The sequence below is a fragment of the Micromonospora sp. CNZ280 genome, assembly GCF_011759515.1.
Genome location: NZ_JAAOYP010000003.1, coordinates 114753 through 136401 on the forward strand (window position 1 = coordinate 114753; position 21649 = coordinate 136401).

General features: G+C 73.7%; 18 protein-coding genes. 11 read left to right on the forward strand and 7 right to left on the reverse strand.

What is annotated here, in order from left to right:
• Positions 1-70: 70 nt before the first annotated feature.
• Entirely contained in the window at positions 71-1201 is a 1131-nt protein-coding gene (locus FHX32_RS22200; protein ID WP_167186653.1) for a sensor histidine kinase, read from the reverse strand.
• Positions 1202-1344: 143 nt separating this feature from the next.
• Between FHX32_RS22200 and FHX32_RS22205 the strand changes: the two genes are divergently transcribed.
• The 3 genes from FHX32_RS22205 to FHX32_RS22215 are packed head-to-tail and all read left to right on the forward strand — an operon-like array spanning position 1345 to position 4532.
• Positions 1345-2334, forward strand: coding sequence for a carboxymuconolactone decarboxylase family protein (locus tag FHX32_RS22205; RefSeq protein WP_167186656.1), 990 nt, complete (start codon positions 1345-1347; stop codon positions 2332-2334).
• A gap of 9 nt (positions 2335-2343) precedes the next feature.
• A complete protein-coding gene (locus FHX32_RS22210) occupies positions 2344-2796 on the forward strand; it encodes a DUF6220 domain-containing protein (protein WP_167186659.1) in 453 nt (150 codons plus the stop codon).
• Complete coding sequence (locus FHX32_RS22215) at positions 2793-4532, forward strand: multicopper oxidase family protein (RefSeq protein WP_167186662.1); 1740 nt, start codon at positions 2793-2795, stop codon at positions 4530-4532. The genes FHX32_RS22210 and FHX32_RS22215 overlap by 4 nt, the downstream gene beginning before the upstream one ends.
• 87 nt (positions 4533-4619) lie before the next feature.
• Here FHX32_RS22215 and FHX32_RS22220 read toward each other — a convergent pair whose 3' ends face one another.
• Positions 4620-8468 carry a carboxypeptidase regulatory-like domain-containing protein gene (locus tag FHX32_RS22220; protein WP_167186665.1) on the reverse strand — a complete coding sequence of 1283 codons (3849 nt, stop codon included), beginning with the start codon at positions 8466-8468 and terminating at the stop codon, positions 4620-4622.
• A gap of 66 nt (positions 8469-8534) precedes the next feature.
• A complete protein-coding gene (locus tag FHX32_RS22225; protein ID WP_167186668.1) occupies positions 8535-11129 on the reverse strand; it encodes a M4 family metallopeptidase in 2595 nt (864 codons plus the stop codon).
• A gap of 160 nt (positions 11130-11289) precedes the next feature.
• Between FHX32_RS22225 and FHX32_RS22230 the strand changes: the two genes are divergently transcribed.
• From FHX32_RS22230 to FHX32_RS22245, 4 genes are all read left to right on the forward strand, one after another.
• The gene (locus tag FHX32_RS22230) at positions 11290-14115 is read left to right on the forward strand and encodes a BTAD domain-containing putative transcriptional regulator (protein WP_167186671.1); all 2826 of its coding nucleotides are present in this window, start codon (positions 11290-11292) and stop codon (positions 14113-14115) included.
• An 80-nt stretch (positions 14116-14195) separates the two neighbouring features.
• On the forward strand, positions 14196-14582 hold the full coding sequence (locus FHX32_RS22235; RefSeq protein WP_167186674.1) for a VOC family protein: 387 nt from the start codon (positions 14196-14198) through the stop codon (positions 14580-14582).
• A gap of 286 nt (positions 14583-14868) precedes the next feature.
• Entirely contained in the window at positions 14869-15276 is a 408-nt protein-coding gene (locus FHX32_RS22240) for a YciI family protein (RefSeq protein WP_167186677.1), read from the forward strand.
• A 4-nt stretch (positions 15277-15280) separates the two neighbouring features.
• Entirely contained in the window at positions 15281-16426 is a 1146-nt protein-coding gene (locus FHX32_RS22245) for a DUF6596 domain-containing protein (RefSeq protein ID WP_167186681.1), read from the forward strand.
• A gap of 42 nt (positions 16427-16468) precedes the next feature.
• Here the strand turns inward: FHX32_RS22245 and FHX32_RS22250 are convergent, their stop codons facing one another.
• Both FHX32_RS22250 and FHX32_RS22255 read right to left on the reverse strand, forming a co-directional pair.
• On the reverse strand, positions 16469-17047 hold the full coding sequence (locus FHX32_RS22250) for a hypothetical protein (RefSeq protein WP_167186684.1): 579 nt from the start codon (positions 17045-17047) through the stop codon (positions 16469-16471).
• A gap of 148 nt (positions 17048-17195) precedes the next feature.
• On the reverse strand, positions 17196-17687 hold the full coding sequence (locus tag FHX32_RS22255) for an alpha/beta hydrolase (RefSeq protein ID WP_167186687.1): 492 nt from the start codon (positions 17685-17687) through the stop codon (positions 17196-17198).
• A 40-nt stretch (positions 17688-17727) separates the two neighbouring features.
• Here FHX32_RS22255 and FHX32_RS22260 point away from each other — a divergent pair, with 40 nt between their 5' ends.
• Positions 17728-18438 (forward strand): DNA alkylation repair protein, encoded by a 711-nt coding sequence (locus FHX32_RS22260; protein ID WP_167186690.1) that lies wholly within the window; start codon positions 17728-17730, stop codon positions 18436-18438.
• 10 nt (positions 18439-18448) lie between these two features.
• Here the strand turns inward: FHX32_RS22260 and FHX32_RS22265 are convergent, their stop codons facing one another.
• A complete protein-coding gene (locus tag FHX32_RS22265; RefSeq protein WP_167186693.1) occupies positions 18449-18826 on the reverse strand; it encodes a DUF4267 domain-containing protein in 378 nt (125 codons plus the stop codon).
• A 108-nt stretch (positions 18827-18934) separates the two neighbouring features.
• On the opposite strand from FHX32_RS22265, the gene FHX32_RS22270 reads away from it, so the two are divergent.
• Positions 18935-19513, forward strand: a complete 579-nt coding sequence (locus tag FHX32_RS22270; RefSeq protein ID WP_167186697.1) for a TetR/AcrR family transcriptional regulator — start codon at positions 18935-18937, stop codon at positions 19511-19513.
• 69 nt (positions 19514-19582) lie between these two features.
• Here the strand turns inward: FHX32_RS22270 and FHX32_RS22275 are convergent, their stop codons facing one another.
• Positions 19583-19915 carry a TfoX/Sxy family protein gene (locus FHX32_RS22275; protein ID WP_167186700.1) on the reverse strand — a complete coding sequence of 111 codons (333 nt, stop codon included), beginning with the start codon at positions 19913-19915 and terminating at the stop codon, positions 19583-19585.
• 116 nt (positions 19916-20031) lie between these two features.
• Between FHX32_RS22275 and FHX32_RS22280 the strand changes: the two genes are divergently transcribed.
• Both FHX32_RS22280 and FHX32_RS22285 read left to right on the forward strand, forming a co-directional pair.
• Positions 20032-20469 (forward strand): MFS transporter, encoded by a 438-nt coding sequence (locus tag FHX32_RS22280; RefSeq protein WP_167186703.1) that lies wholly within the window; start codon positions 20032-20034, stop codon positions 20467-20469.
• A gap of 268 nt (positions 20470-20737) precedes the next feature.
• The gene (locus tag FHX32_RS22285; RefSeq protein WP_167186706.1) at positions 20738-21571 is read left to right on the forward strand and encodes a nitroreductase/quinone reductase family protein; all 834 of its coding nucleotides are present in this window, start codon (positions 20738-20740) and stop codon (positions 21569-21571) included.
• Positions 21572-21649: the final 78 nt, after the last annotated feature.

A 21649-nucleotide genomic window follows, 5' to 3' on the forward strand; every position in this document is an offset into this window, starting at 1 on the left:
TCCTCCCTCCGGTCGGAGCCGCCACGACCCGTGACGGACCGAGCTGGCCAGACCTCACGCAAGCGCTCGGTCATGCCGGACCGTCCAGCGGGAAGGTGGCCCGTACCGCGAACCCACCGCCGTCGCGGGCGGCGGCCCGCAGCGTGCCGCCCAGCCCGGTGACCCGTTCCCGCATGCCGCGCAGGCCCACCCCCGGGGCCACCGGGCGGTCCGGCGACGCCTGACCGTCGTCGTCCACCGCCACGGTCAGCTGGGCCGGGGCGTACTCGATGTGGACCTGGGCGGTGGCGGGGCCGGCGTGGCGGGCCACGTTGGTCAGCGCCTCCTGGACCACGCGATAGCCGGCCTGGTCGATGTCGGCGGGCAGCTCCCGCGGCGGACCGCTGACGGTCACCCGCACCGGTACGCCGGCCGCCCGGGTCCGCTCCGCCAGCTCGTCCACCCGGGCCAGCCCGACCCGGTCCCCGTCGGACGGTGCGCGCAGGACGTCCAGCGTCGCCCGCAGTTCCCGCATCGCGGCGCCGCTGGCCTCCTGGATCGCCAGCAGCGCGGCCGACGGTTCCTCGTGGTGCTTGCGGGCCAGGTGCACGGCGATCCCGGCCTGCACCTTGATCACGGAGATGCTGTGGGTCAGCGAGTCGTGCAGGTCGCGGGCGATGCGCAGCCGCTCCTCCCCGGCGCGGCGCAACGCCATCTCCTCGCGGGTGCGTTCGGCCTCGATAGCCCGCTGCTCGACCTGTTCCAGGTACGCCCGGCGCTGCCCCGCGACGAGCCCGGCGACGTTGGCCGCCACGAACCAGCCCAGCAGCAGCGAGGTCCGCTCGACGATCAGCTGCCCGGGCCGGTCGGTGGGCGCGACCGAGACGTCGCGGGCCAGGAAAGCGCCGAGGAAGACGACGCTGGCCAGGACGGCGGCCGCCCGGCGTCCGCGCCAGGCGGCGAGGTAGACGGCGCCGAGGACCGGGAACGAGGCGGCCGCCCCGGGGTGCACCCGGACGTGGAGGGCCAGCATGGCGGCGGTCACCGCGGCCAACGCCACCACCGGGAAGCGCCGGCACACCGCCAGAGCGGCCGCCATGAGCAGGACCAGGGCGACGTCGATCGCCCGCACCGGTGCGGCGTCCGGCGCGAGCGCGGCGTTGCCGAGCAGGAGGCCGCCGAGGGCGAGGCCGCTGAGGGCGTACGGCAGATCCTGGCGCATGATCGAACTGTAGAGCGGCCGTCGTCGGGGAGCATCCTCCTGACGCGGTAGCTGGGGCGTACCGCGGACGCGGTATCGGGAGACGGCCAAGTGTCTGCGGCGGCACGACGCCTTCCCGGTCCGCCGCGGCCAGCATCGAACCCATGACATACCGCTTCTTCACCCCCGCGAGGGCGTCGGCCGCGACCGGTCTCACCGCGGCGGTCTACCGGCAGCTGCGGGACGAGTTCCTCGGGCCGGTGCCCACCTTCCAGGCGCTCTCGCCCGTGCCGGAGGTGCAGGCCGCGACCTGGGCGCTGATGCGCGAGGCGCTGCTCGCCGGGGACGCGTCCCGGGTCGACCGCGAGCTCGTCGCGGCAGCGGTGTCCCGGGCCAACCGGTGCCGGTTCTGCGTCGACGCGCACGTGTTGCTGCTGCACGCCCTCGGCGAGCACGAGCTGGCCGAGATCATCGCCCGGGACGGGACGCCACCGGAGCCGAGGCACGTCGAGTTCGTCGGCTGGGCCGAGGCCAGCCGGAACCCCCGGGCCACCGGCTGGACCAGCCCGTATCGCCCGGAGCTGACCGGCACCCTGCTCGCCTTCCACTTCATCAACCGGGTCGTCTCGGCGCTGCTGGACCCGGATCTGCTGCCCGGTGGCCTGCAACGCTCCCCGCTGGTGCGCTCCGTCGGGGGCCGGCTCTACGCCCGGGCGGCCCGCGAGCCGAAGAAGCCGGGCCGCGGCCTGTCCCTCCTCGCCACCGGCACGACGGCGGCTCCGGCCTGGGCCGGGGACAGCCCGGTCGGCGTCGCGTACGCGGCGTTGCGGGACGCCGCCATCCGGGGCGGAGAGCTGCTGGGCGACGTGGCGCGGCAGACCGTGAAGGCCACCGCGCGGTGGGAGGACGGGCGGTACCCGGCCCGGCCCACGGACTGGGCCGTCGACCTGGTCCGGGACCTGCCCGGCACGGACCGCGTCGGCACCCGGATCGCGTTGCTGGCGGCGTTCGCGCCCAGCGCGATCAGCCCGGGCGACGTCGCCCTGTGGCGGTACTCCCATCCGGACGACGCCGACCTGGTGCGGCTGGTCGCGTACGGCGCGATCACCGCCACCGACCACGTCGCCCAGACCCTGTCCCCGGCTCACCACTAGGAGCTCACCATGCGCAAGGCCTTCGTCATCGTCAGCGTGCTGTCGCTCGTCGCGTTCGGCTTCCAGTTCATCTTCGCCGCCGTGGGCGCGTTCACGAAGCCCGCGGGCGACGACGCGTACGCGCTGCACAGCGTCACCGGGATGGCGGTCATCCCCGTGCTCACCCTGCTCACCATCCTGTTCGCCGTGCTGGCGAAGGCGCCGGGCCGAACCGTCGGACTGGCGGTCCTGCCGCTCGGCCTCGTCGTCGTGCAGGTGCTCCTCGCCGGGCTCGCGAACGGGTTGACCGACGCCGCGGGCGCCAGCACGCCGTTCGGCCTGACCATCGCCGGGCTGCACGCGCTCAACGGCATCATCGCGGTGCACGTGGTGGTCGGCGTCCTCCAGGCCGCGCGGAAGCTGGCCGACCCGACGCCGACCGACCCCGCCCCGGTGGCCGTACCGGAAGGCGAGCCGGCATGACCACCGGCTCGCTGCTCGCGGTCGACCTGGTGATCGCGGTCCTCGCGGCCGCAGGGTGGCTGGGCGCCGGCGGCGCGGCGGCCGCCCGGCGCCGGCCGCTCGCCCTGGGGCTGGCCGCCCTGGCGCTGCTCGCCACGCTCGCCCGGGCCGTCACGGTCACCGCGCTCGCCCGCGCCGGCTGGTGGTTCGCGGCGGAGAAGGTGCTCATCGCCGCGCCGCTGTCGGTCGCGGGCGTGGTCGTCGCCGGGTCGCGGCTGCCGCGGGCCGCGGGCGACGTCCGGTCCGTCGCGGTCCCGCTGCTCTGCGCCGGGTACGCCGCGAGCGCCGGCCTGCTCGTCACGGTCCTGCACGGCTACCCGGCGTCAGCGGGCGTCGGGCTGCTGGCGCTCGCCGGCGTCGTCGCGGCGACCGCGCTCACCTGGCGCCTCCTCGGCGCCCGCCCGTCACCGACGGTGTCCCGGGCGGCCGTCGCGGTGGCGGTCGCGGCGCTGGTGACCGGAACCGGGCTGACCGTCACCCCGGCGCCCGCTCCCGCCGTACCGTATGATCACCAGTACCGGGAGACGCGGACCGCGGGCGAGCCGAACCGGCGGTTCACCCTGACGGCCGGGACCGCCACGGTGACCGTGGGCGGCCGGGACGTGGCGGCGTGGGCGTTCAACGGGCAGGTGCCCGGGCCGGAGCTGACCGCCACCGTGGGCGACGTGCTGGAGGTGACGCTGCGCAACCGGGACATCGGGCGCGGGGTCACTCTGCACTGGCACGGGTACGACGTGCCGAACAGCCAGGACGGGGTGCCGGGCGTGACGCAGGCGGCGGTGCTGCCCGGCCAGGAGTTCGTCTACCGGTTCCGGGCCGACCAGGTCGGGACGTACTGGTACCACACCCACTCGGCGTCCGACGTCGGCGTGCGCAGGGGGCTCTACGGCGTCCTGGTGGTACGCCCGGCGCCGGTGACCGGCGTCGACGTCACCGTGCCGGTGCACACCCTGTCCGGCCTGCCGCTGCCCGCGGCGCGAACGGAGCCGATCCAGCCTGGAGCGCCGGTGCGGCTGCGGCTGATCAACACCGACAGCACGACGCACCGGTACGCCCTGGCCGGCACGCCGTTCCGGGTCGCCGCGATCGACGGTTACGACCTGCGGGGCCCCACGCCGCTGGCGGACACCGCCGTGCTGATCCCGGCCGGGGGCCGCTACGACCTGGTGTTCACCGCACCCGCCACGCCGGTGGCGCTGTTCGTGGACGGACGCCAGGTCTACGCGACCGGGCCGGTGTCGACGGCGACCGACGGGTGGCCGGTGCTTGATCCGCTCGGCTACGGCGTCGCCGTCCCCGTGCCGTGGTCCCGGTTCGACAAGACGTTCACCCTTGTCCTCGACCGCGGCCTCGACCTGCGCGGACTGCTTCCCCGGTACGCGCACACCGTCAACGGCGCGGCGGATCCGGACATCCCGCCGCAGGTCGTCCGCTTCGGCGACGTCATCCGATTCACGATCGTGAACCGGTCCCAGGTCGTGCACCCGTGGCACCTGCACGGGCACCACGTCCTGGTGCTGACCCGGGACGGGAGGCCGGCGACCGGCGGTCCGTTGTGGCTGGACTCCTTCGACGTACGCCCGGGCGAGGTGTGGCAGGTGGCGTTCCGGGCCGACAACCCCGGGATGTGGGCCAACCACTGCCACAACCTGGCACACGCCGACGCCGGAATGACGCTGCACCTGATGTACGCGTGACCCGCGAGCAGTCCCCCCGCGGGTGCGCGCTCGTCGATTTGCGCGGGTGGATGCGGGGCGGGGCACGCCCCGCATCCACCCGCCGGGTCAGCCGATCGGCGTCACCGGCACGTCCCGGCGCACCGTGCCGTACGGCGCGTCGAGTCGGAGCCGCGCGGTGCCGGGGAAGTGACCGGCGGCGTCGACCGCCAGGTCCCAGTCGCCCAGCGGCACCCGCAGCGTGAACGTGCCGCCGGCGTCGGTGACCGCCTCCTCCTCGACCTCCTCCAGCCGCAGGAACTCCACCGTCGCCCCGGCCAGCGGCGCGCCGGTCGTCGCGTCGGTGACGACGCCGGTCACGGTGCCGGGCGGCAGGAACCGCACCGACTGCCCGGAACGCAACCGCTCGTCGTGGTAGCTGTACTCCTGCGCGTGGAAGGAGTCGGCGTCCTCGATGCCGACGGTCGCGCCGTCGCCGCGTCCGGCAGCGGTGTCGGGCAGCAACCGGTGCTGCACGTCGATGCGGCCGTTCTCGTGCAGCACCGCGTCGACGCTGATCCGCTCGCCGTCGAGCAGCATGTCCTGCCAGGAGACCATGAACCGCCGGTTCGGCGCGGTGCCGGCGGTGCCGTGGGTCACCCGGGACGACGCGTCCATGGCCAGGCTGTCCCAGAACGCGTACACCGCGGCGTCCGGGCCGGACGTGCTGGGCAGGAAACTGTTCGAGCCGCTCTGGTGGTCCGACTGCTCGAACGTCAGGTAGCCGTAGCGGGACACGTACGCAGTGCGGTACGGCTGGCCGTACAGCCGGAACTCGAACGGCAGCGCGACCTCGGTCGGCGGCCCGTACTCGCTGGTCGTCACCGTGGTGTCGGCGAAGCTCGGCTCCACCGAGCCCAGCAGGCACTGGTAGCCGTACCCGTCGGCGCCGTCCACCACGCCCATCGGGGCGATCACCGTGATGTCGTTGACGGCGTCGCCGCCGATGATCGTCGGCAGGTAGAGCCGCCCGTCGCGCTGGCAGCCGGGGACGCTGGCGTAGACGTAGGTGGCCACGTCGGACTCGGGGACCTTGGTGAACCGGTACGCCCCGTCCGCGCCGGTGGTCATCCGTACGGTCGGCAGCTCGCTGTGCGCGAGCCAGACATCCGCCCCCCGCACCGGTTGACCGAGCGAGTCCCGGATCACGCCGCTCACCGTGCGCTCGTTGAGCGACAGCCGCACGTCGTGGCGCACCCGCTCGCCGCTGGTGTCCAGCACCACGGTGGACCGGTGGATCCCGAACGTGACCAGCGAGACGTCCACGGTGTACGTGCCCAGCGGCAGGTGCAGCACGTACGTGCCGTCGGCCGCGGCGGTGGTGGTCACCGCGGGCGAGTCACCGGTGACCGCAGAGATCTGCGCGTTGGCGGCCGGTGACCCGTCGGGCTTGCTGACCGTGCCGTACAGCGACCCGGCCGCCCGGAACGTGACCGCGCTGTGCGGGCGCAGCGCCGCCACGTCGCGGGAGTACTCCAACCCGACCGTACCGGTCTGGTTCTCCACGCCCACGCTCGCGCCCGCGCCGCGGGCCACGGCGGCGGAGGTCAGGTCGCCGTAGTACACGGTGACCGCGCCGGTCTCCGACAGTTCGGCGGCGAAGGTGACCCGCTGCGTCTCGTCCTCCCAGAAGGTCACGTTGCGCCACTCGACCACGAACCGCCGGTCCGGCGCGGTGCCGTAGCTGGCGGTCCGCACCGTGGCCTGCGCGTCGACGACCAGGTCGTCCCAGAACGCGAAGACCGACGCGTTCGGCGTGGACGGGTTGGGCACCTCGCGGTTGATGGAGTTGTCAGCGGCCCGGTCGAAGCTGAGGAACCCGTTGGTGGCCACCCACATGGTGGTGTGGTTGCGACCGTAGAACGGCACCGGGAACGGCAGGTTCACCTGCGCCGACTCGTCGTCGCCGGTGAGCGCCAGCGCGGTGGTGCCGGTCGGGAACGGCGCGGTGGTGCCGTTGCACTGGTAGCCGGAGCTGTCCACCTGGGCCGGCGGGTACAGATCGATGGTCTCCGGCCCGTCGACCGTCACCTGCCGGCTGCCCGCGCTGAGGCAACGGCCCGCCCCGAACGTGAGGGTGTACCCGCCGACCGGCACGTTGTCGATCCGGTACGTCCCGTCGGGCCCGGTGACGACCGGGGGCAGCGGCGTGGCCAGCAGCTTCACCGAGATGCCGGCCGCACCCACGCCGCCCGGGTCGCGGACCACCCCGCTGATCGGGTGCCGGGCCAGCGCGACGAGGGTCAGGTCGGCGGTGGCGGTGCTGTCGGCGGTCACGGTGACCGAGGTGGCGCCGTCGCTGAACCCGAACGCCTTGACCGCCACCGTGTAGCCGCCGGGCGGAACGGTGACGGTGTAGCGGCCGGTGGCGTCGGTGGTGGCCACCCGCTCGGTGCGGTTGGGCCCGTTGAGCCGCACCGACGCGCCGACGACCGGTCCGTCGGCCCCCCGCACGACGCCGGTGAGCGTGCCGCGGGGGCCGCGGGGCGCGGCGGCGACCGCGGCGTGCACGTCGAGGCGGCCCTTGCCCCACACCGGGTTGTCGGCCGCGGTGCCGCCGCACTGCGCGTCGGCGACGTCGACCGCGCCGCCGTCGAGCAGGGCCCGGGTCGCCGGGATGTCGCCGATCAGCTCGGGGGTCGCCGACCACAGCAGCGCGACCGCCCCGGAGACGTGCGGCGCCGCCATCGAGGTGCCGTTGTACGCCTCGTAGCGCCCGCCGGGCAGCGAGGAGACCACCGCGACGCCGGGCGCCGCGATGTCGGGCTTGATCTCCGCGGCGGCCGTGCCGCGGCTGGAGAAGTCGGCGATGGCGCCCTCGGCGTCGAACGCCGCCACCGCGTACGCCTGGGTGTAGTCGGCGGGTGATCCGACGGTGTCGCAGTCGGGGCCGCTGTTGCCCGCGGAGAAGACCGGCATGATGCCGACCTCGATCCACCGGCTGACCACCTGGCTGTAGAACGGGTCGCTGTTCGGCGATCCCCACGAGTTGTTGACGATGTGCGGGGCGAGGTCCGGACGGCTGGTGAAGGTGTCGTCGAACGGCGCCATCACCCACTCGCCGGCCAGCAGCAGGGCCAGTTCGGTGCAGCCGCTGCCGACGCAGCCGCGGGCGGCCACCCACCGCGCGCCGGGCGCGACGCCGATCTGGGTGCCGTCGCCGTCGTCGCCGACCATCGTGCCCATGGTGTGCGTGCCGTGGCCGTTGGTGTCGCAGGGCGCGGTGAGGCACTGCCCGTACGGGTCGTACCAGTTGAACCGGTGGTCGAACACGCCGTCGCCGACGTTGCCCCGGTACTGGCGGACCAGCGCGGGGTGGTCGAACTGCACCCCGCTGTCGATGCTGGCGACCACGATGCCCTCACCGCGCACGCCGTACTGCGACCACACCTGCGGCGCCTGGATGCGGTCGATGTTCCACTCGACCGCCGCGGCCGCCTCGGCCCGCTGCACCGGAGTCGGCTCGGGCAGCTGGAAGGTGCGCATGGTGCGTACGGTGCGCACCTCGGGCCGGCGGGCCAGTTCGGCGGCGAGCTTCGCGTCGGCGTCCTCGACGTGGACCGCGTTGACGATCCAGAACGGGCGGTGACCCACCCCGCGCTGGGTGAGCAGCTGCCGGATGCCGCGCTGGCTGCGTTCGGCGAGCGCGGACAGGGTCCGCTGGCCGTACGCGGTGCGCTGGGCGTGGGTGCGCAGCTCGCGGGCCGGGCGCAGGTCGGCGCGCTCGGCCAGCTCGACGATCAGGTCGGCGGTGCGTCCGCCGGCCAGCGCCTGGCGCGCCGCGGGCTGGAGCTTGTCGGCCGCGGCACCGGTCGCGGGAGTGGGAGCGGTGAGCAGTGCCGCGGCCAGCACGCCGGCCACCGCGGCGGCGAGCCGCCGCACGGCCCGGGACCGCGGGGCGGGAAGGGATGGATGCATGGAGGTCCTCGTCTGGGCGTGCGGTGGTGGCGGGCGCGGGTGCGCCCGCCACCACCGGAGAAGGAATCAGCCGACGTGCGTGTCGAGGTACGACAGCGCCTGGTTGGCGGTCAGCCCGGACAGCGCCGGGAAGTTCGCCTTGCCGAGCTCGGTCTCGATGACCGACGCCAGTTCGCCGCCACCGGCCGCCCGGTCGGCTGCCGCGTAGTCGCGCAGCAGCGTCTCCAGCTCGGTGAGCATCGCCGCTGTCACCACGGTGGCGTCACCGTCCAGGGTGCCGACGGTCTGCAGCACCGGTTGCAGCGTCTGCATCGCGTGGGCGGTACGCCGGCGCAGGTCGTCGTCGGCGGTCATCAGCGCGATCGCCCGGTCGCCGCCGTCGGCGTAGATGACCTCGTAGTGCCGCAGCGCCGGGGTGCGCCCGTCGGCGAACAGGTCCCGCACGTGCAGCAGCGCGCCGAGCACCGCGTCCACGCCCGGGCCCTGCGGTTCCAGGCCCTCCGGGCCCACCCCGGTCAGCGAGGTGTCGGCGATGCACAGGCAGTCCTGCCGGTCCTGCTCGTACACGCCGTCGACACCGACAGCGGTCCACGCGGCGGCCGCCTCCTTGGCCTCGGTCGAGCCCTTGCCGTACAGCTTGTTGGCCGACTCGATGAAGCCGACCCGGGAGTCGGTGAACCGGGCCCGCGGGGCCAGGTACGTGGTCAGGGTGCGGTACGCGATCCGGGCCGCCTTCTCGATGCCGATCTTCTGCGACAGCAGGTAGAACGCCTTGTTCTGGATGCCCGAGTTGGTGTGCACGCCACCCATGTCCAGGCAGCTGCGCTCGAAGTCGCGGTAGTGGCCGGGATCGCCGTACGACGGCGGGTCGGCCATGCTGCGCAGCGGGCCGCCTGGGATGCCGGTGCCGACCAGCCAGTCGTTGCTGCCGGTGGCGAACTTCTCCACCGCCTCGGCGAAGATGTCGGAGAAGCTCTCGTTGAGCGCTCCGGACTGGTACATGTACCACAGGTCGGCGGTCTCGAAGGTGACCCCGTGGGTCAGCTCGTGCGCCACCACGTCCAGCTTGGTCATCTCCTCGCCGAACACCATGGTGTCGATGACGTCCGGTATGAACATCGCGTTGCGCATCGGTCGGTCCGGGTTCTGCCGCACCCGCACCAGCGCCCGCAGCTGGCCACCCTCGTCGTCGAAGCTGTCCCGGCCGAAGGTCTGGTGGTAGTAGTCGTAGGTGTGGCCGAGGTTGTCGTACGCCTCGTCCACGTCCTGGATGCCGCTGGGTCCGTCGCCCTCCGCCCGCTTCGGGAACACCGGCACCTTGTCGTCGGAGAGCTTGTTCAGGTCGTAGATGCGCCGGTTCTTGGCGTGCGCGGTGCGCGGCAGCGCGTACACCAGCCGCCCGGTCGCCGCGTCGACGAAGTACGACGTCGACACGCCCTGCCGGGCGTCGGTGAGCCAGACGTGCCAGGCCAGCACGGTCGGCGTACGCCGGCCCGGATCCGCCCCGGCGGGCAGCAGGTACAGCTTCGCCGGCTCCACCAACGACCCGTCGGGCAGCGCGCGGCGGGCGTTCGCCGTCGCGGTCTCCGCGCTGACCGCGGCGCTGACCCGGTCCACGATCAGGTCCGGCTCCAGCGAGTTGGTCAGGAACTCCACCGTGCGGCCGGTGGCGTCCAGGTGCACGCCGACCCGGGAGCCGTAGACCGGCACCCCGCCCACGTGCTGCTCGAACCACACGTGCCGCTCACCGGTCCGCTCGCGCTGCTCGCGCAGCGGCCGTAGCTGGGCGCTCGCGTCGGCCACGCCGAACAGGCCCGAGTTGCGCCGCAGCCAGCCCGGCACGTCCCCGCCCACGCGGCTGGACAGGCTCAGCATCGACGGCGTCCCGCGCCACGGCTCGAACGCGGCGAGCGGTGCCTCGCCCTGCTCGGCGGTGACCCGTGCGAGCGCGGCGGCCACCCCGGCCCGCCGGTAACCGCTGGGTGCGGGCGTCGGGTCGCCCACGAACGGCACCACCCGCTCGGCCGGAGGTCGCGCCGGCTGCGCCGCGGCCGGCTGCCCGACCACCACGCCCGCCGCCACCAGCACCAGGGCGAGCACCCCGGCCCGGGCCGGAGTGGCCAGCGCCCGCGCCCCACGCCGGGGCAGCGCGGCCGCGACCAGCTGGGCGGTCCCGGCCCAGGCCAGGGCGGCCAGCCCGGCGAGCCAGGCCGGCGAGGCGAGGTGCACCAGCGGATCCGTCGCGGTGGCCGCGCCCGCGGCGGACAGGCCCGCGATCAGGGCCGCGTAGCCGCCGGCCGCCAGCGCGGCCGCACCGGGCGAGCGCGGGCGGCGGCGGGCCCGCCAGGCCAGCAACGCCGCCGCGGCCAGCGGGCCGGCCACCAGCAGGGCCAGCTGGGAACCGCTCAACAGCAGGGAGATCGGATACAACCGGCCGCCGGTGGCGCCGATGCTCCAGTCCAGCGGCGCGCCGGTGCTCGCGGCGACCGCGGCGGCCAGGCCGGTCAGGTCGCCGGCCAGATAGGCGCCCACCGGCCCGGCCGCGCCGCCGGCCAGCGACCGCAGCACCAGCCAGCAGACGGCGACGGTCAACGCCGTGGCGAGCAGGGCGTCGCCGCCGGCGACCAGCCACGGTCGCAGGCGGCGTACGAGTACAGGCACGATGAACCTCCCAGTGGACGCGATGGGCAGGTGACGCAGGTTCCCGGACGGATCGATCCTCGTGAGATCCGATCGCGCGAAGGATCATCCCGGCCGGTTGCAGAAAGCCTGCAGACGGCTTGCCGCGCGGCGGCCATAATGGACGGCCGGAGGTGACCAGGTGGAGTTCCGGGTCCTCGGTGCGGTCGAGGCGTACGCCGCCGGCACGTCGATCGATCTCGGCTCCCGCCAGCAGCGCCTGGTGCTCGGGCTGCTCCTGCTGGAACCCGGCCGGCCGGTGACGGTGGACCGGCTCGTCGAGCTCGTCTGGGGGTCCGACCCGCCGGCTTCCGCCCGGGGCACGCTCCAGGCGCTCGTCTCCCGACTACGTGCCGGCCTGCGCCGCGCCCGCGACGCGGCCGACGCCGACCCGCCGGACAGCCGCGAGATCCTGCACACCAGCGGCGGCTACCTGCTGCGGGTGGATCCGGGCGCGGTCGACGTGCACCGCTTCACCGACCTGGTCGCCCGGGCGCGGCAGGCCGACGACGCGCCCGCGGTCGAGCTGTTCGACCGGGCGCTCGAGCTGTGGCGGGGCGACCCGCTGGCCGACGTCGCCCCGACCGACGTACGGGACCGCCTCTGCGCCGGCCTGCGCGAGGTGATGTGGACGGCGGTGGAGGACCGGCTGGAGGCACGGATCCGGCTGGGCCGGTCCCGGGAGGCGCTGGACGAGCTGACCAAGCTGGTCGCCGAGCATCCCTTCCGGCAGCGGCTGCTCGGTCAGCTCATGCTGGTGCTGCACCGGGAGGGACGCACCGACGAGGCCCTGCGGACCTACCGCGACCTGCGGGCCCGGCTGGTCGCCGAGTTCGGCCTCGATCCCACACCGGAACTGCGGCAGCTGGAAGCCGCGATCCTGCGGGCCGACCCCACGCTGGAGGTCGCACCAAGCCGGCCGGCGGGCAGCCGGCCGCGCGGCACCCGCGCCGATCCACCCGTACGGCCGGCCGAGCTGCCACCCGCGCACGGCGTGTTCGTCGGCCGGCGTGCCGAACTCACCACGCTCGACGGCCAGCTCGACGCCGTCCGGCGCGGCGACGGAGCCGGCGTCGTCGTCATCGACGGCATGGGTGGGATCGGCAAGACCGCCCTCGCCCTGCACTGGGGGCACCGGCGCCGGCGCGACTTCCCGGACGGCCAGGTCTACCTGGACCTGCGCGGGTTCAGCCCGGTTGACACCCCGATGCGGCCGGCGGAGGCGCTGCCCCGGCTGCTGCTCTCGCTCGGCGTGCCGGCGGCGGACATCCCGCCCACGGTCGACGCCCAGAGCGGGCGGATGCGCAGCCTGACCGACGGCCGGCGGCTGCTGCTCGTGCTGGACAACGCCTACGACGCCAGCCAGGTCCGGCCGCTGCTGCCGGGGAACCTGGCCGGCCTGGTGGTGGTGACCAGCCGCCGCCGGCTGACCGGGCTCGTGGTGCGCGAGCAGGCGGTGCCGCTCAGCCTGGCGCCGCTGCGGCCGGTCGAGTCGGTGGACCTGGTCGCCGGATGCCTGCGCCGGTCCCGACCCGACGAGCGGGAGGCCCTGGCCGACTACTGCGGGCACGTGCCGCTGGCGATCCGGATCGTCGCCGCCCGCGCGCTGGAGCTGCCGGACCGACCGCTCGGCGACCTGCTGCGGGAGCTGCGGCAGGGACGCCGGCTCGACGCCTTCGCCGGGCCGGACGGTCCGGACGTCAACCTCCGTACCGTCTTCTCCTGGTCGCACCGCTGCCTGTCACCGCCGGCCGCCGAGCTGTTCTGGCGGCTGGCCCTGCACCCCGGCGAGAGCGTCGGCGTCGACGCCGCGGCGGCGCTGGCCGGTCTCGACGTGCCCCGGGTCCGGGAGTTGGCCGCCGAGTTGCACCGGGCCAGCCTCCTTCAGCTGCCGGCCCCGGACCGCTACCAGTTCCACGACCTGGTGGGCGCGTACGCCAGGGAGCTGGCCGAGGCGGCAGAGAACGCGGCGCACCGGCGGCTGGCGTTCGACCGGCTGCTGGACTGGTACCTGCACACCGTCGACGCGGCGGGCCGGGTGCTGCAGCCGCACCGGCCACACTTCGCGCCGCCCGCGCCGGCCCTGGTCGAACCGGTCCGCGTCGGCACCTACCAGGCGGCGTTGAGCTGGTGCGAGAGCGAACGGACGAACCTGCTCCCGGTGGTCCGCGCGGCGGCGTCCGGCGGGGCGTCCGGGCACGCCTGGCGGATCGCGCTGGCCGCCTCGGCGTACTGGTACATCGCCAAGCGCCGGGAGGACTGGCGGGCGGCGACCCGCGTCGGGGTGGCCGCCACCCGTGCCGCCGGTGACCGGCGGGCCGAGGGAGCGCTGCTGGCCAGCCTGGCGACCGCGCTGTGCGAGAGCCGGCGCTACGCCGAGGCCATCGAGCTGTACCAGGAGTCGCTGCGCCTGCACGAGGCCAGTGGCGACCGGGACTGGCGGGCCACCAGCCTGAACAGCCTGGCCGTCGCGCACGCCGAGGCGGGCCGGCCGGACGAGGCGCTGGCGACGTTCGCCCTCGCCCGCGCGGAGCACCGGCTGCGGGGCAACCGGCGCGGTGAGGGTGTGGCGCTGCAGAACATGGCCCAGTGCCACGTCCTGCTGGGCCAGCCCGGGGAGGCGATCGCCCGCCACGAGGAGGCGCTGACGGCGATGCGCGACGCGGGCGACCGGTACGCCGAGGCGATCTGCATCGCCAACCTCGGTGAGGCGCACGCCGAACTGGGCGATCACGACCGGGCGATCCTGCGCTTCCGCGAGGCGGTACGGCTGCACCGGTCCACCGGCAACGAACACGGCAGGGCGCGGACCCTGCTGGCGCTGGGGCGGTCGCTGGGCGAGCTGGGTGACGCCGACCGCGCCCGGTCCTGCTGGCGTCGGGCGCTCGCCGTCTTCGACGAGCTCGGCGACCCGGAGGCCGACGAGATCCGCGCGTTGCTGGGCGGAGCAAGCGAGGTGGTGACGTGACCCTCGACGGCCTCTGTCGGCGGCGGGTGCCGGGCAGAATCGGAGCGAACATGGACGATGCCGAGGATCGAGGAGAGACCGTGGAACGCGTGACGGGTATCGGCGGGTTCTTCTTCCGCGCACACGACCCCGACCGGATCAACCGGTGGTACGCCACCCACCTCGGCGTCGATCTGGCGCCGGAGTCGTACGACGTGTCCTCGTGGTGGCAGGATCGCGGTCCGACCGTGCTGGCGGCAATGCCCTCGGACTCCGAGCATTTCGGCGGCCCGGAGCACTCCTGGTCGCTGAACTTCCGGGTGGCCGACCTCGACGCGATGGTCGCCCAACTGCGCGGTGCGGGCGTCGCCGTCGACGTCGACCCTGAGGAGTACCCGAACGGCAGGTTCGCCAGCCTGCGCGATCCGGAGGGCAACGTGGTCCAGCTCTGGGAGCCGGCAGGGGCCGACAGCCGAGGTCCGTCCTGACCCCACCGTCGGGCCCAGCCGACGACGCCGGAGCGCCACGGCGGGCTGCCGCTTCGTCCGGTGCCTGCCTGGGCACCCCTGGGGCGGGCGCGGTGTTCGTACCCGGCCCTCGGCACGATCACCTCCTCGCGCCAGCCGTGACCTGGCCGCCACGAGACGCTTCACCCACCGCTGAGCCACGGGAGAAGAAGAAATCCGGACGGGCATGTCGAGAACCCGTGGCCGGCTCCGTCCCGGGGGTGAACGCGACCAGAATGGGTCGCACCAGCACCGAGGAGAGAACCAGATGGCCAAGTACCTGCTGCTCAAGCACTACCGGGGCGCCCCGGCCGCGGTCAACGACGTGCCGATGGACCAGTGGACGCCGGAGGAGATCTCGGCTCACCTGAAGTACATGAACGACTTCGCCGCCCGGCTGGAGGAGACCGGCGAGTTCGTCGACGGTCAGGCGCTCGCCCCCGAGGGGACGTTCGTCCGGTACGACGGCGAAGGCCGCCCGCCGGTCACCGACGGCCCGTTCGCCGAGACCAAGGACCTCATCGCCGGCTGGATGGTGATCGACGTCGACAGCTACGAGCGCGCCATCGAGCTGGCCGGGGAGCTGTCGGCCGCCCCCGGTGCGGGCGGGAAGCCGATCCACGAGTGGCTCGAGGTGCGCCCCTTCCTGACCGCGTCGCACACCATCACGGAGTGACCTGATGGACGAGGCCCTGCTCCGGAGCCTCACGCCGACCGTGCTCGGTGTCCTCGTCCGCCGCGGAGCCGACTTCGCGGCGGCCGAGGACGCCGTGCAGGACGCGCTGGTCGAGGCGGTCCGCGTATGGCCGGCCGACCCGCCCCGCGACCCGAAGGGTTGGCTGGTCACCGTGGCCTGGCGCAAGTTCCTCGACGCGACCCGGGCCGACGCCGCCCGCCGCCGCCGGGAGGGCCTCGTCGACGAGGAGCCGGCGTCCGGGCCGGTGCCCGCGGTGGACGACACGCTCCAGCTCTACTTCCTCTGCGCCCACCCGTCGCTGAGCCCCTCGTCCGCGGTGGCGCTCACCCTGCGCGCCGTCGGCGGGCTGACCACCCGCCAGATCGCCCGGGCCTACCTGGTGCCCGAGGCGACCATGGCGCAGCGGATCAGCCGGGCCAAGCGCACCGTGTCCGGCGTACGCTTCGACCAGCCGGGCGACGTCGCCACCGTGCTGCGCGTGCTCTACCTGGTCTTCAACGAGGGCTACTCCGGCGACGTCGACCTGGCCGCCGAGGCCATCCGGCTCACCCGGCAGCTCGCGGCGGCGATCGACCACCCCGAGGTGGCGGGGCTGCTCGCCCTCATGCTGCTGCACCACGCCCGCCGCGACACCCGGACCGCGCCCGACGGCAGCCTGGTGCCGCTCGCCCAGCAGGACCGCCGCCGGTGGGACACCAGGTCGATCGCCGAGGGCGTGCAGATCCTGCAGTCGGCCCTGGCCCGCGACCGGCTGGGCGAGTTCCAGGCCCAGGCCGCCATCGCGGCGCTGCACGCCGATGCGCCCACCGCGGAGGAGACCGACTGGGTGCAGATCGTCGAGTGGTACGACGAGCTCACGCGCCTGACCGACAGCCCGGTCGTCCGGCTCAACCGCGCGGTGGCCGTCGGCGAGGCCGACGGACCGCGCGCCGGGCTCGCGGCGCTCGCGACGCTGGACGACTCACTACCCCGCTACGCGGCGGTGGCGGCGCACCTGCACGAACGCGACGGCGACCTGGCCACGGCGGCCCGGCTCTACGCCGAGGCGGCCCACCGGGCCGCCAACCTCGCCGAGCGTGACCACCTGACCCGCCAGGCCGCCCGCCTCAACACCCGCCGGCGGCGCTGACGTCGACGCTGCCGGTGGTCTCGCCCCGGGCGCGCCGCGGCCTCAGCCCACCGCCGACACCTGCCGGATCGGCTGCCACAGCGGCAGCAGCGCCACCAGCATCAACAGCCCGGCCAGCGGCATGAGGTCCAGGTTCACCGGCGGCAACAGCACCGCGACGAGCAGGGCCACCGGGCTCCACCACGGCAGCCGGCCCGCCCGAGCGGCCAGCGCGGCGACCACCACGATCCCGGCGAAGAAGAACAGTGGCCCGACGTCGTAGATCGCGGGTCGCACCCCGGGCAGCGCGGCGAAGTCCTGCTGCAGGCTCCGCAACTCCTCCTTGTCGGCAGCCATGAACGCGAGCACGATGTCCGCTCCGAACTGGACCACGGATGCCGCCAGCCCGAGCAACGTGGCGCCGACGGCCACGTCGCGGACGGCCCCGGCGGGCACCAGCGCCCGCAGCCCCAGGACCAGCGGCACGAACAGCAGGAAGCCGGCCAGGCCGAGGACGTGGGCGAGTTGCCAGTCGAACCCCGGCCCGTACACGTCGTCGAGCCTGCCGATGGTACGGGCCACGCCGTAGCCGCTCAGCGCGAGCGGCCCGGCGACCAAAGCGAACGTCGCTGCTCTCGTCATGCCGACGATCATGGTCGCGCGCCGGATCCGGGCGCCTCCGGCGGAACCCCGCCCGCGCCCCTGAGAACCCCCGCAGGCGTCGACCCTGACCTTCCAGGAGTCACCCGCGCTCTCATGCCCGCCTTGGGTGCGCGGCGATGGAGTCGCGTCACGTCGTCGCGGTCCGCGTGGTGAGCCGGTGGCTCAGCGTCGTGGCCAGCTGTACGGGCTGGTCAAGTTGGACCAGGTGACCCGCCGCCTCGATCACCTTGAGCTGCGCGCCGGGGATGAGTTCGGCCAGTCGGTGCGCGCGGTCGACCGGTATCCACGTGTCGTCGCTGCCCCAGCCGACCAGAACCGGCAAATCGATGAAGACCTCCGCGTTGTCGCGCACGAGCCGAAAGAAGTGCGTCACGAGGTCGGCGAGCAATTCGCCCTGGACGTCCAACGACACCCGGTGGTCCGCCGACTTCGAGGACTGCCCGTAACCGGGCATGTCCCAGAGGTGGACCGTGAACCGATCGCTCAGCGCCTCGGCGAAGGGGCGCCACAACTGCGAGGACCACGGGGTCCCGTGGCAGAAGACGACGTCCGGGCCGGAACCCGTCCGGCACCGGCGAACCTCACGTCCACGCCACTCGAACTTCTCCGTCAGCATCATCCGCCCAGCCTGTCAGGCGGGCGCGGTAGGTTGACCGGTCATGGCCACGTGCGCGGACGTCCGTCATGAACTCGCCGGCCTCGCCGACCCGGGCCGGGCGGCGGCGGTGAGCCGGTTTCTGCAGATGGTTCCGGGCGGATACGGCGAGGGCGACCGGGCCATCGGCGTCCCCGTGCCGGAACAGCGCAGGGTGGCCGGCCGGTACTGGCGCGACCTCTCCCTGGCCGACACCGGGAAGCTGCTGACCAGCGGCGTGCACGAGGAAAGGCTGACGTCGCTCTTCATCCTGGTGCGCAAGTTCGCCAAGGGGGACGAGAAGGAACGGGGCCGGGTCTTCCACACCGTCCTGGCCAACACCGGCCACATCAACAACTGGGACCTGGTGGACTCGTCCGCGCCGTACATCGTCGGCCCCTGGCTGATCGACAAGGACCGCGGCGTCCTGGATCGGTTGGCCGGGTCGAGCCTGGTGTGGGACCGGCGGATCACCATCATGGCGACCTTCGCCTTCATCAGGGCCGGCGACTTCGACTGGACCTTCCGGCTCAGCGAACAGCTCCTGCGTGACCCGCACGACCTCGTCCACAAGGCGGTGGGCTGGATGCTGCGCGAGGTGGGCAACCGGGACAGAGCGGCGGAGGAAGAGTTCCTGGCGGGACGGTACCGAGCCATGCCACGGGTCATGCTCCGGTACGCGATCGCGAAGTTCGACCCGCAGCGACGCAGGGAGTACCTGTCCGGCGCGGTCTAGGTCCAGCCGGTCACCCGACGAGGAGGAGCACGCTGATCGCCAGCATCACCACCGCGGTGGCGCCGTGGACGCCGTAGACGGCCGCCTTGGGCCCGTTGCTGCGCAGCACGATCAACGCGTCGCCCACGGGTATGCCGGTGGCGGCCAGCATGAACCAGCCCAGCAGGTGGGGCGACCCGTTGGCCAGCAGGATGAGGATGAAGAGCCCGCAGGCCATGTCGCGCACGGCCTTGACGCCCAACCATGCCTGGAAGCTGCGGTCCTCGGTCGGTGTGTCGGGGATGCCGAATCCAGCCGCGGCCTGCGGCGCCCAGAAGGCGCGTGCGCCCATGACGATGACGCCCACGCCGATCAGTCCGGCGAGCACGGTGGCGACGTTGGTGAGCATGGTTGCTTCCTCCCCGGTAGCAGCGCCCAGGAATGCTAGCGGCGCTAGTTGTATTGCCGACGATAGACATACCTTCGACAGGATGTCTAGCGTTGCTAGGATCACATCATGTCCGCCATCAAGCAGCGCCGTGAACGCGAACGCGCTCAGCGTCATCAGCTGATCGTCACCGCAGCCCGCGAACTCGCCGAGGCCGAAGGCTGGGAGGCGGTGACGACGCGAAGGCTCGCCGAACTCGTCGAGTACAGCCAGCCCGTGCTCTACAGCCACTTCAGCGGCAAGGACGCCATCGTCCGCGCCGTCGCGATCGACGGCTTCGGCGACCTCGCCGCCCACCTGCGCCGTGCCCGGCTGGCCAACCCCGAGCCACGGCAGGCCCTGCACGCCGTCTGCCGCGCCTACCTGGAGTTCGCCACCGACCGGCCCGCCCTCTACCAGGCCATGTTCGTCATGCCAACCGACGTGAAGTTCGCGCACGCCGAGACACCACCTCCGCTGCGCGCGGGCTTCGACGAATTCGTCAGCTGCTTCCGCCCGGACAACCCGCGACGCGAACTGTTCGCGGAGGTCATCTGGAGCGCACTGCACGGCATAGCCACCCTGTCGGGCAGTGGCCGTATTCCCGCGGACGGTCAGGAGGAGCGGCTCGAGTTCCTCATCACCCAACTCGCCGACACCCCGGCCTGACCGGCCCACCCCCGAGGTGGGCCGGTTGGATCGCCATCGCTCAGAGCCGAGCCACCAGCCGACCGGCGATCACTTGGCCGGCAGGCCCCGGGCGTAGGTGACGCCCCGGTCGACCCAGCGACGCAGGTCGCCGTCCGCAACGCAGGCCGACGGCTCGACGGTGACCCAGCCGCGCAGGGCCCGGCCGCGCATCCGCGTCGCGTGGGTGCCGGGTTCGGTCAGCAGCCGCTCGGACCGCGCCGGGTCGACCCGGACCATCAGGCCACCCTCGCCGCGGACCACCACGGCCATATTGCCGTTGAGCATCAGCGCCAGGCCGCCGAACATCCGCCGCTCGCCGATCCCGGGCTCACGCCCGAGCAGGCTTCGTACCCGGTTCGCGAGATCCTCGTCGTACGCCATCCCCGCATCCTGGCACCAGGCTGCCCTCGGAGAACGCCGTCCCGGTCCGGGAGGTCTTCCGGCTCCCGTTCCAGCACGCGCAGCTGCGGCTGGTGCTGCTCGCCGTGACGCTGTAGGTGCTCGGCCACTTCGGCGCGTACACCTTCATCCGGCCCTTCGCCGAGGAGCACTCGTCCGCCTCCGCCGCCTTCATCAGCGCGTTGCTCGTCAGGTACGGCGTCGGCGGCGCGGCCGGCAACTTCATCGCCGGCCACACGGTGACCAGGAACCCGCGGCTCAGCTTCGTCATCGCCTGCGCCGGGCTGGTCGCGGCGATGCTGCTGCTGCTCACGGTCGGGCACACCCGGCCCGGGCTGATCCTCGCCGGGGCCCTCTGGGGAGTGTCCTTCGGCGCCGCGAACCTGTGCCAGATCAACCTGATGCTCGGCGCCGCACCCGACAAGTTCGAGGCGGCCATGTCCATCAACACCATGGGATACAACACCTCCATCGCGCTGGGCGCGCAGCACCACCGGACCGACCGGAAAGATCATTTGCCGGGCGGAGCCGGATGACAGTAGGGTCGAATGCGTGACTGCCGGGTCGGCCATGGGCCACGAGCGGACAGGGCACCCGGCTATCTCGTGAGCCGCGGGCGGGCCCGCGGCCCGCCGACCCCGCCGACAGGTCCGCCGCCACGCGCGCATGCTCGCGCGCCGTCCCCGCGCCTCGTGCCGGGTGACCACAACCGTCCTTTCCCTCGCGCCGGCCCGACCACCGGGCGGCGGGCGCGACCTCCGTGCGGCCGCCGATCGGCCCCACGCCCTCGACCGAAAGCAGCGCATGCCCAACGACTTCAACCAGCAGATCATCGACGAGTTCCGGGCCAACTCCGGCCGGGTCGGCGGCCCCTTCGCGGGCAGCCGGCTCATCCTGCTCACCACCACCGGGGCGCGCACCGGAGCCCCGCACACCACCCCGATCGGCTACCTGCCCGACGGCGGGGACCGAATCCTGGTGATCGCCTCCGCCGGCGGCGCGCCGCGGCACCCCGACTGGTACCACAACCTGGTGGCCGACCCGCGGGCCACCGTCGAGGACGGCGTCTTCACCTACCAGGCCCGCGCCGAGGTGCTGACCGGCGCCGACCGCGACAGCGTCTTCGCCCGCGCAGTGGAAGCCGACCCCGGCTGGGCCGCGTACCAGGAGAAGACCACCCGGGTCATCCCCGTGGTGGCGCTGTACCGGGTGGCCGGCGGACCGCCCGACGCCCCGTCCCCCGGCGCCGGCCTCAAGCTGTTGCACGACGCATTCCGGCGGGAACTCGCACTGATCCGCGCCGAGGTGGCCGGCTCCGGACCCCGGCTGGGCGCGCAGCTGCGGATCAACTGCCTGACCGTCTGCGAGGGACTGCACCACCACCACACCATGGAGGACACCGGCTTGTTCCCGGCCCTCGACCAGCAGCACCCCGACCTGGCCGAGACGCTGACCCGGTTGCGGACGGAGCACCGGCGGGTGGCCGATCTGCTGGAACAGCTACGCGGGGTGCTGGCCGACGACACCCTCGACCCGGACGGGCTGCGCCAGCGGGTCGACCAGCTCACCGACGAACTCGAACAACACCTGACCTACGAGGAGGAACAACTGATCCCCGTGCTCGACGGCACCCGCTGAATCCACCGGGCCGAGGCCGACTGCCAGAGGCCGCGGCCCGTGCCCGCGTCGGCCCGTGGATCTGGCGCCGGCGATCTG

What these genes read in the sequence shown, in the direction of transcription:
- FHX32_RS22275 (WP_167186700.1), bottom strand. Translation starts at nt 19,915, where the DNA reads ATGGCGTACGACGAGGATCTCGCGAACCGGGTACGAAGCCTGCTCGGG.
- FHX32_RS22260 (WP_167186690.1), top strand. Translation starts at nt 17,728, where the DNA reads ATGGCCACGTGCGCGGACGTCCGTCATGAACTCGCCGGCCTCGCCGAC.
- FHX32_RS22210 (WP_167186659.1), top strand. Translation starts at nt 2,344, where the DNA reads ATGCGCAAGGCCTTCGTCATCGTCAGCGTGCTGTCGCTCGTCGCGTTC.
- FHX32_RS22250 (WP_167186684.1), bottom strand. Translation starts at nt 17,047, where the DNA reads ATGACGAGAGCAGCGACGTTCGCTTTGGTCGCCGGGCCGCTCGCGCTG.
- FHX32_RS22205 (WP_167186656.1), top strand. Translation starts at nt 1,345, where the DNA reads ATGACATACCGCTTCTTCACCCCCGCGAGGGCGTCGGCCGCGACCGGT.
- FHX32_RS22200 (WP_167186653.1), bottom strand. Translation starts at nt 1,201, where the DNA reads ATGCGCCAGGATCTGCCGTACGCCCTCAGCGGCCTCGCCCTCGGCGGC.
- FHX32_RS22215 (WP_167186662.1), top strand. Translation starts at nt 2,793, where the DNA reads ATGACCACCGGCTCGCTGCTCGCGGTCGACCTGGTGATCGCGGTCCTC.
- FHX32_RS22240 (WP_167186677.1), top strand. Translation starts at nt 14,869, where the DNA reads ATGGCCAAGTACCTGCTGCTCAAGCACTACCGGGGCGCCCCGGCCGCG.
- FHX32_RS22255 (WP_167186687.1), bottom strand. Translation starts at nt 17,687, where the DNA reads ATGATGCTGACGGAGAAGTTCGAGTGGCGTGGACGTGAGGTTCGCCGG.
- FHX32_RS22285 (WP_167186706.1), top strand. Translation starts at nt 20,738, where the DNA reads ATGCCCAACGACTTCAACCAGCAGATCATCGACGAGTTCCGGGCCAAC.
- FHX32_RS22245 (WP_167186681.1), top strand. Translation starts at nt 15,281, where the DNA reads ATGGACGAGGCCCTGCTCCGGAGCCTCACGCCGACCGTGCTCGGTGTC.
- FHX32_RS22265 (WP_167186693.1), bottom strand. Translation starts at nt 18,826, where the DNA reads ATGCTCACCAACGTCGCCACCGTGCTCGCCGGACTGATCGGCGTGGGC.
- FHX32_RS22220 (WP_167186665.1), bottom strand. Translation starts at nt 8,468, where the DNA reads ATGCATCCATCCCTTCCCGCCCCGCGGTCCCGGGCCGTGCGGCGGCTC.
- FHX32_RS22270 (WP_167186697.1), top strand. Translation starts at nt 18,935, where the DNA reads ATGTCCGCCATCAAGCAGCGCCGTGAACGCGAACGCGCTCAGCGTCAT.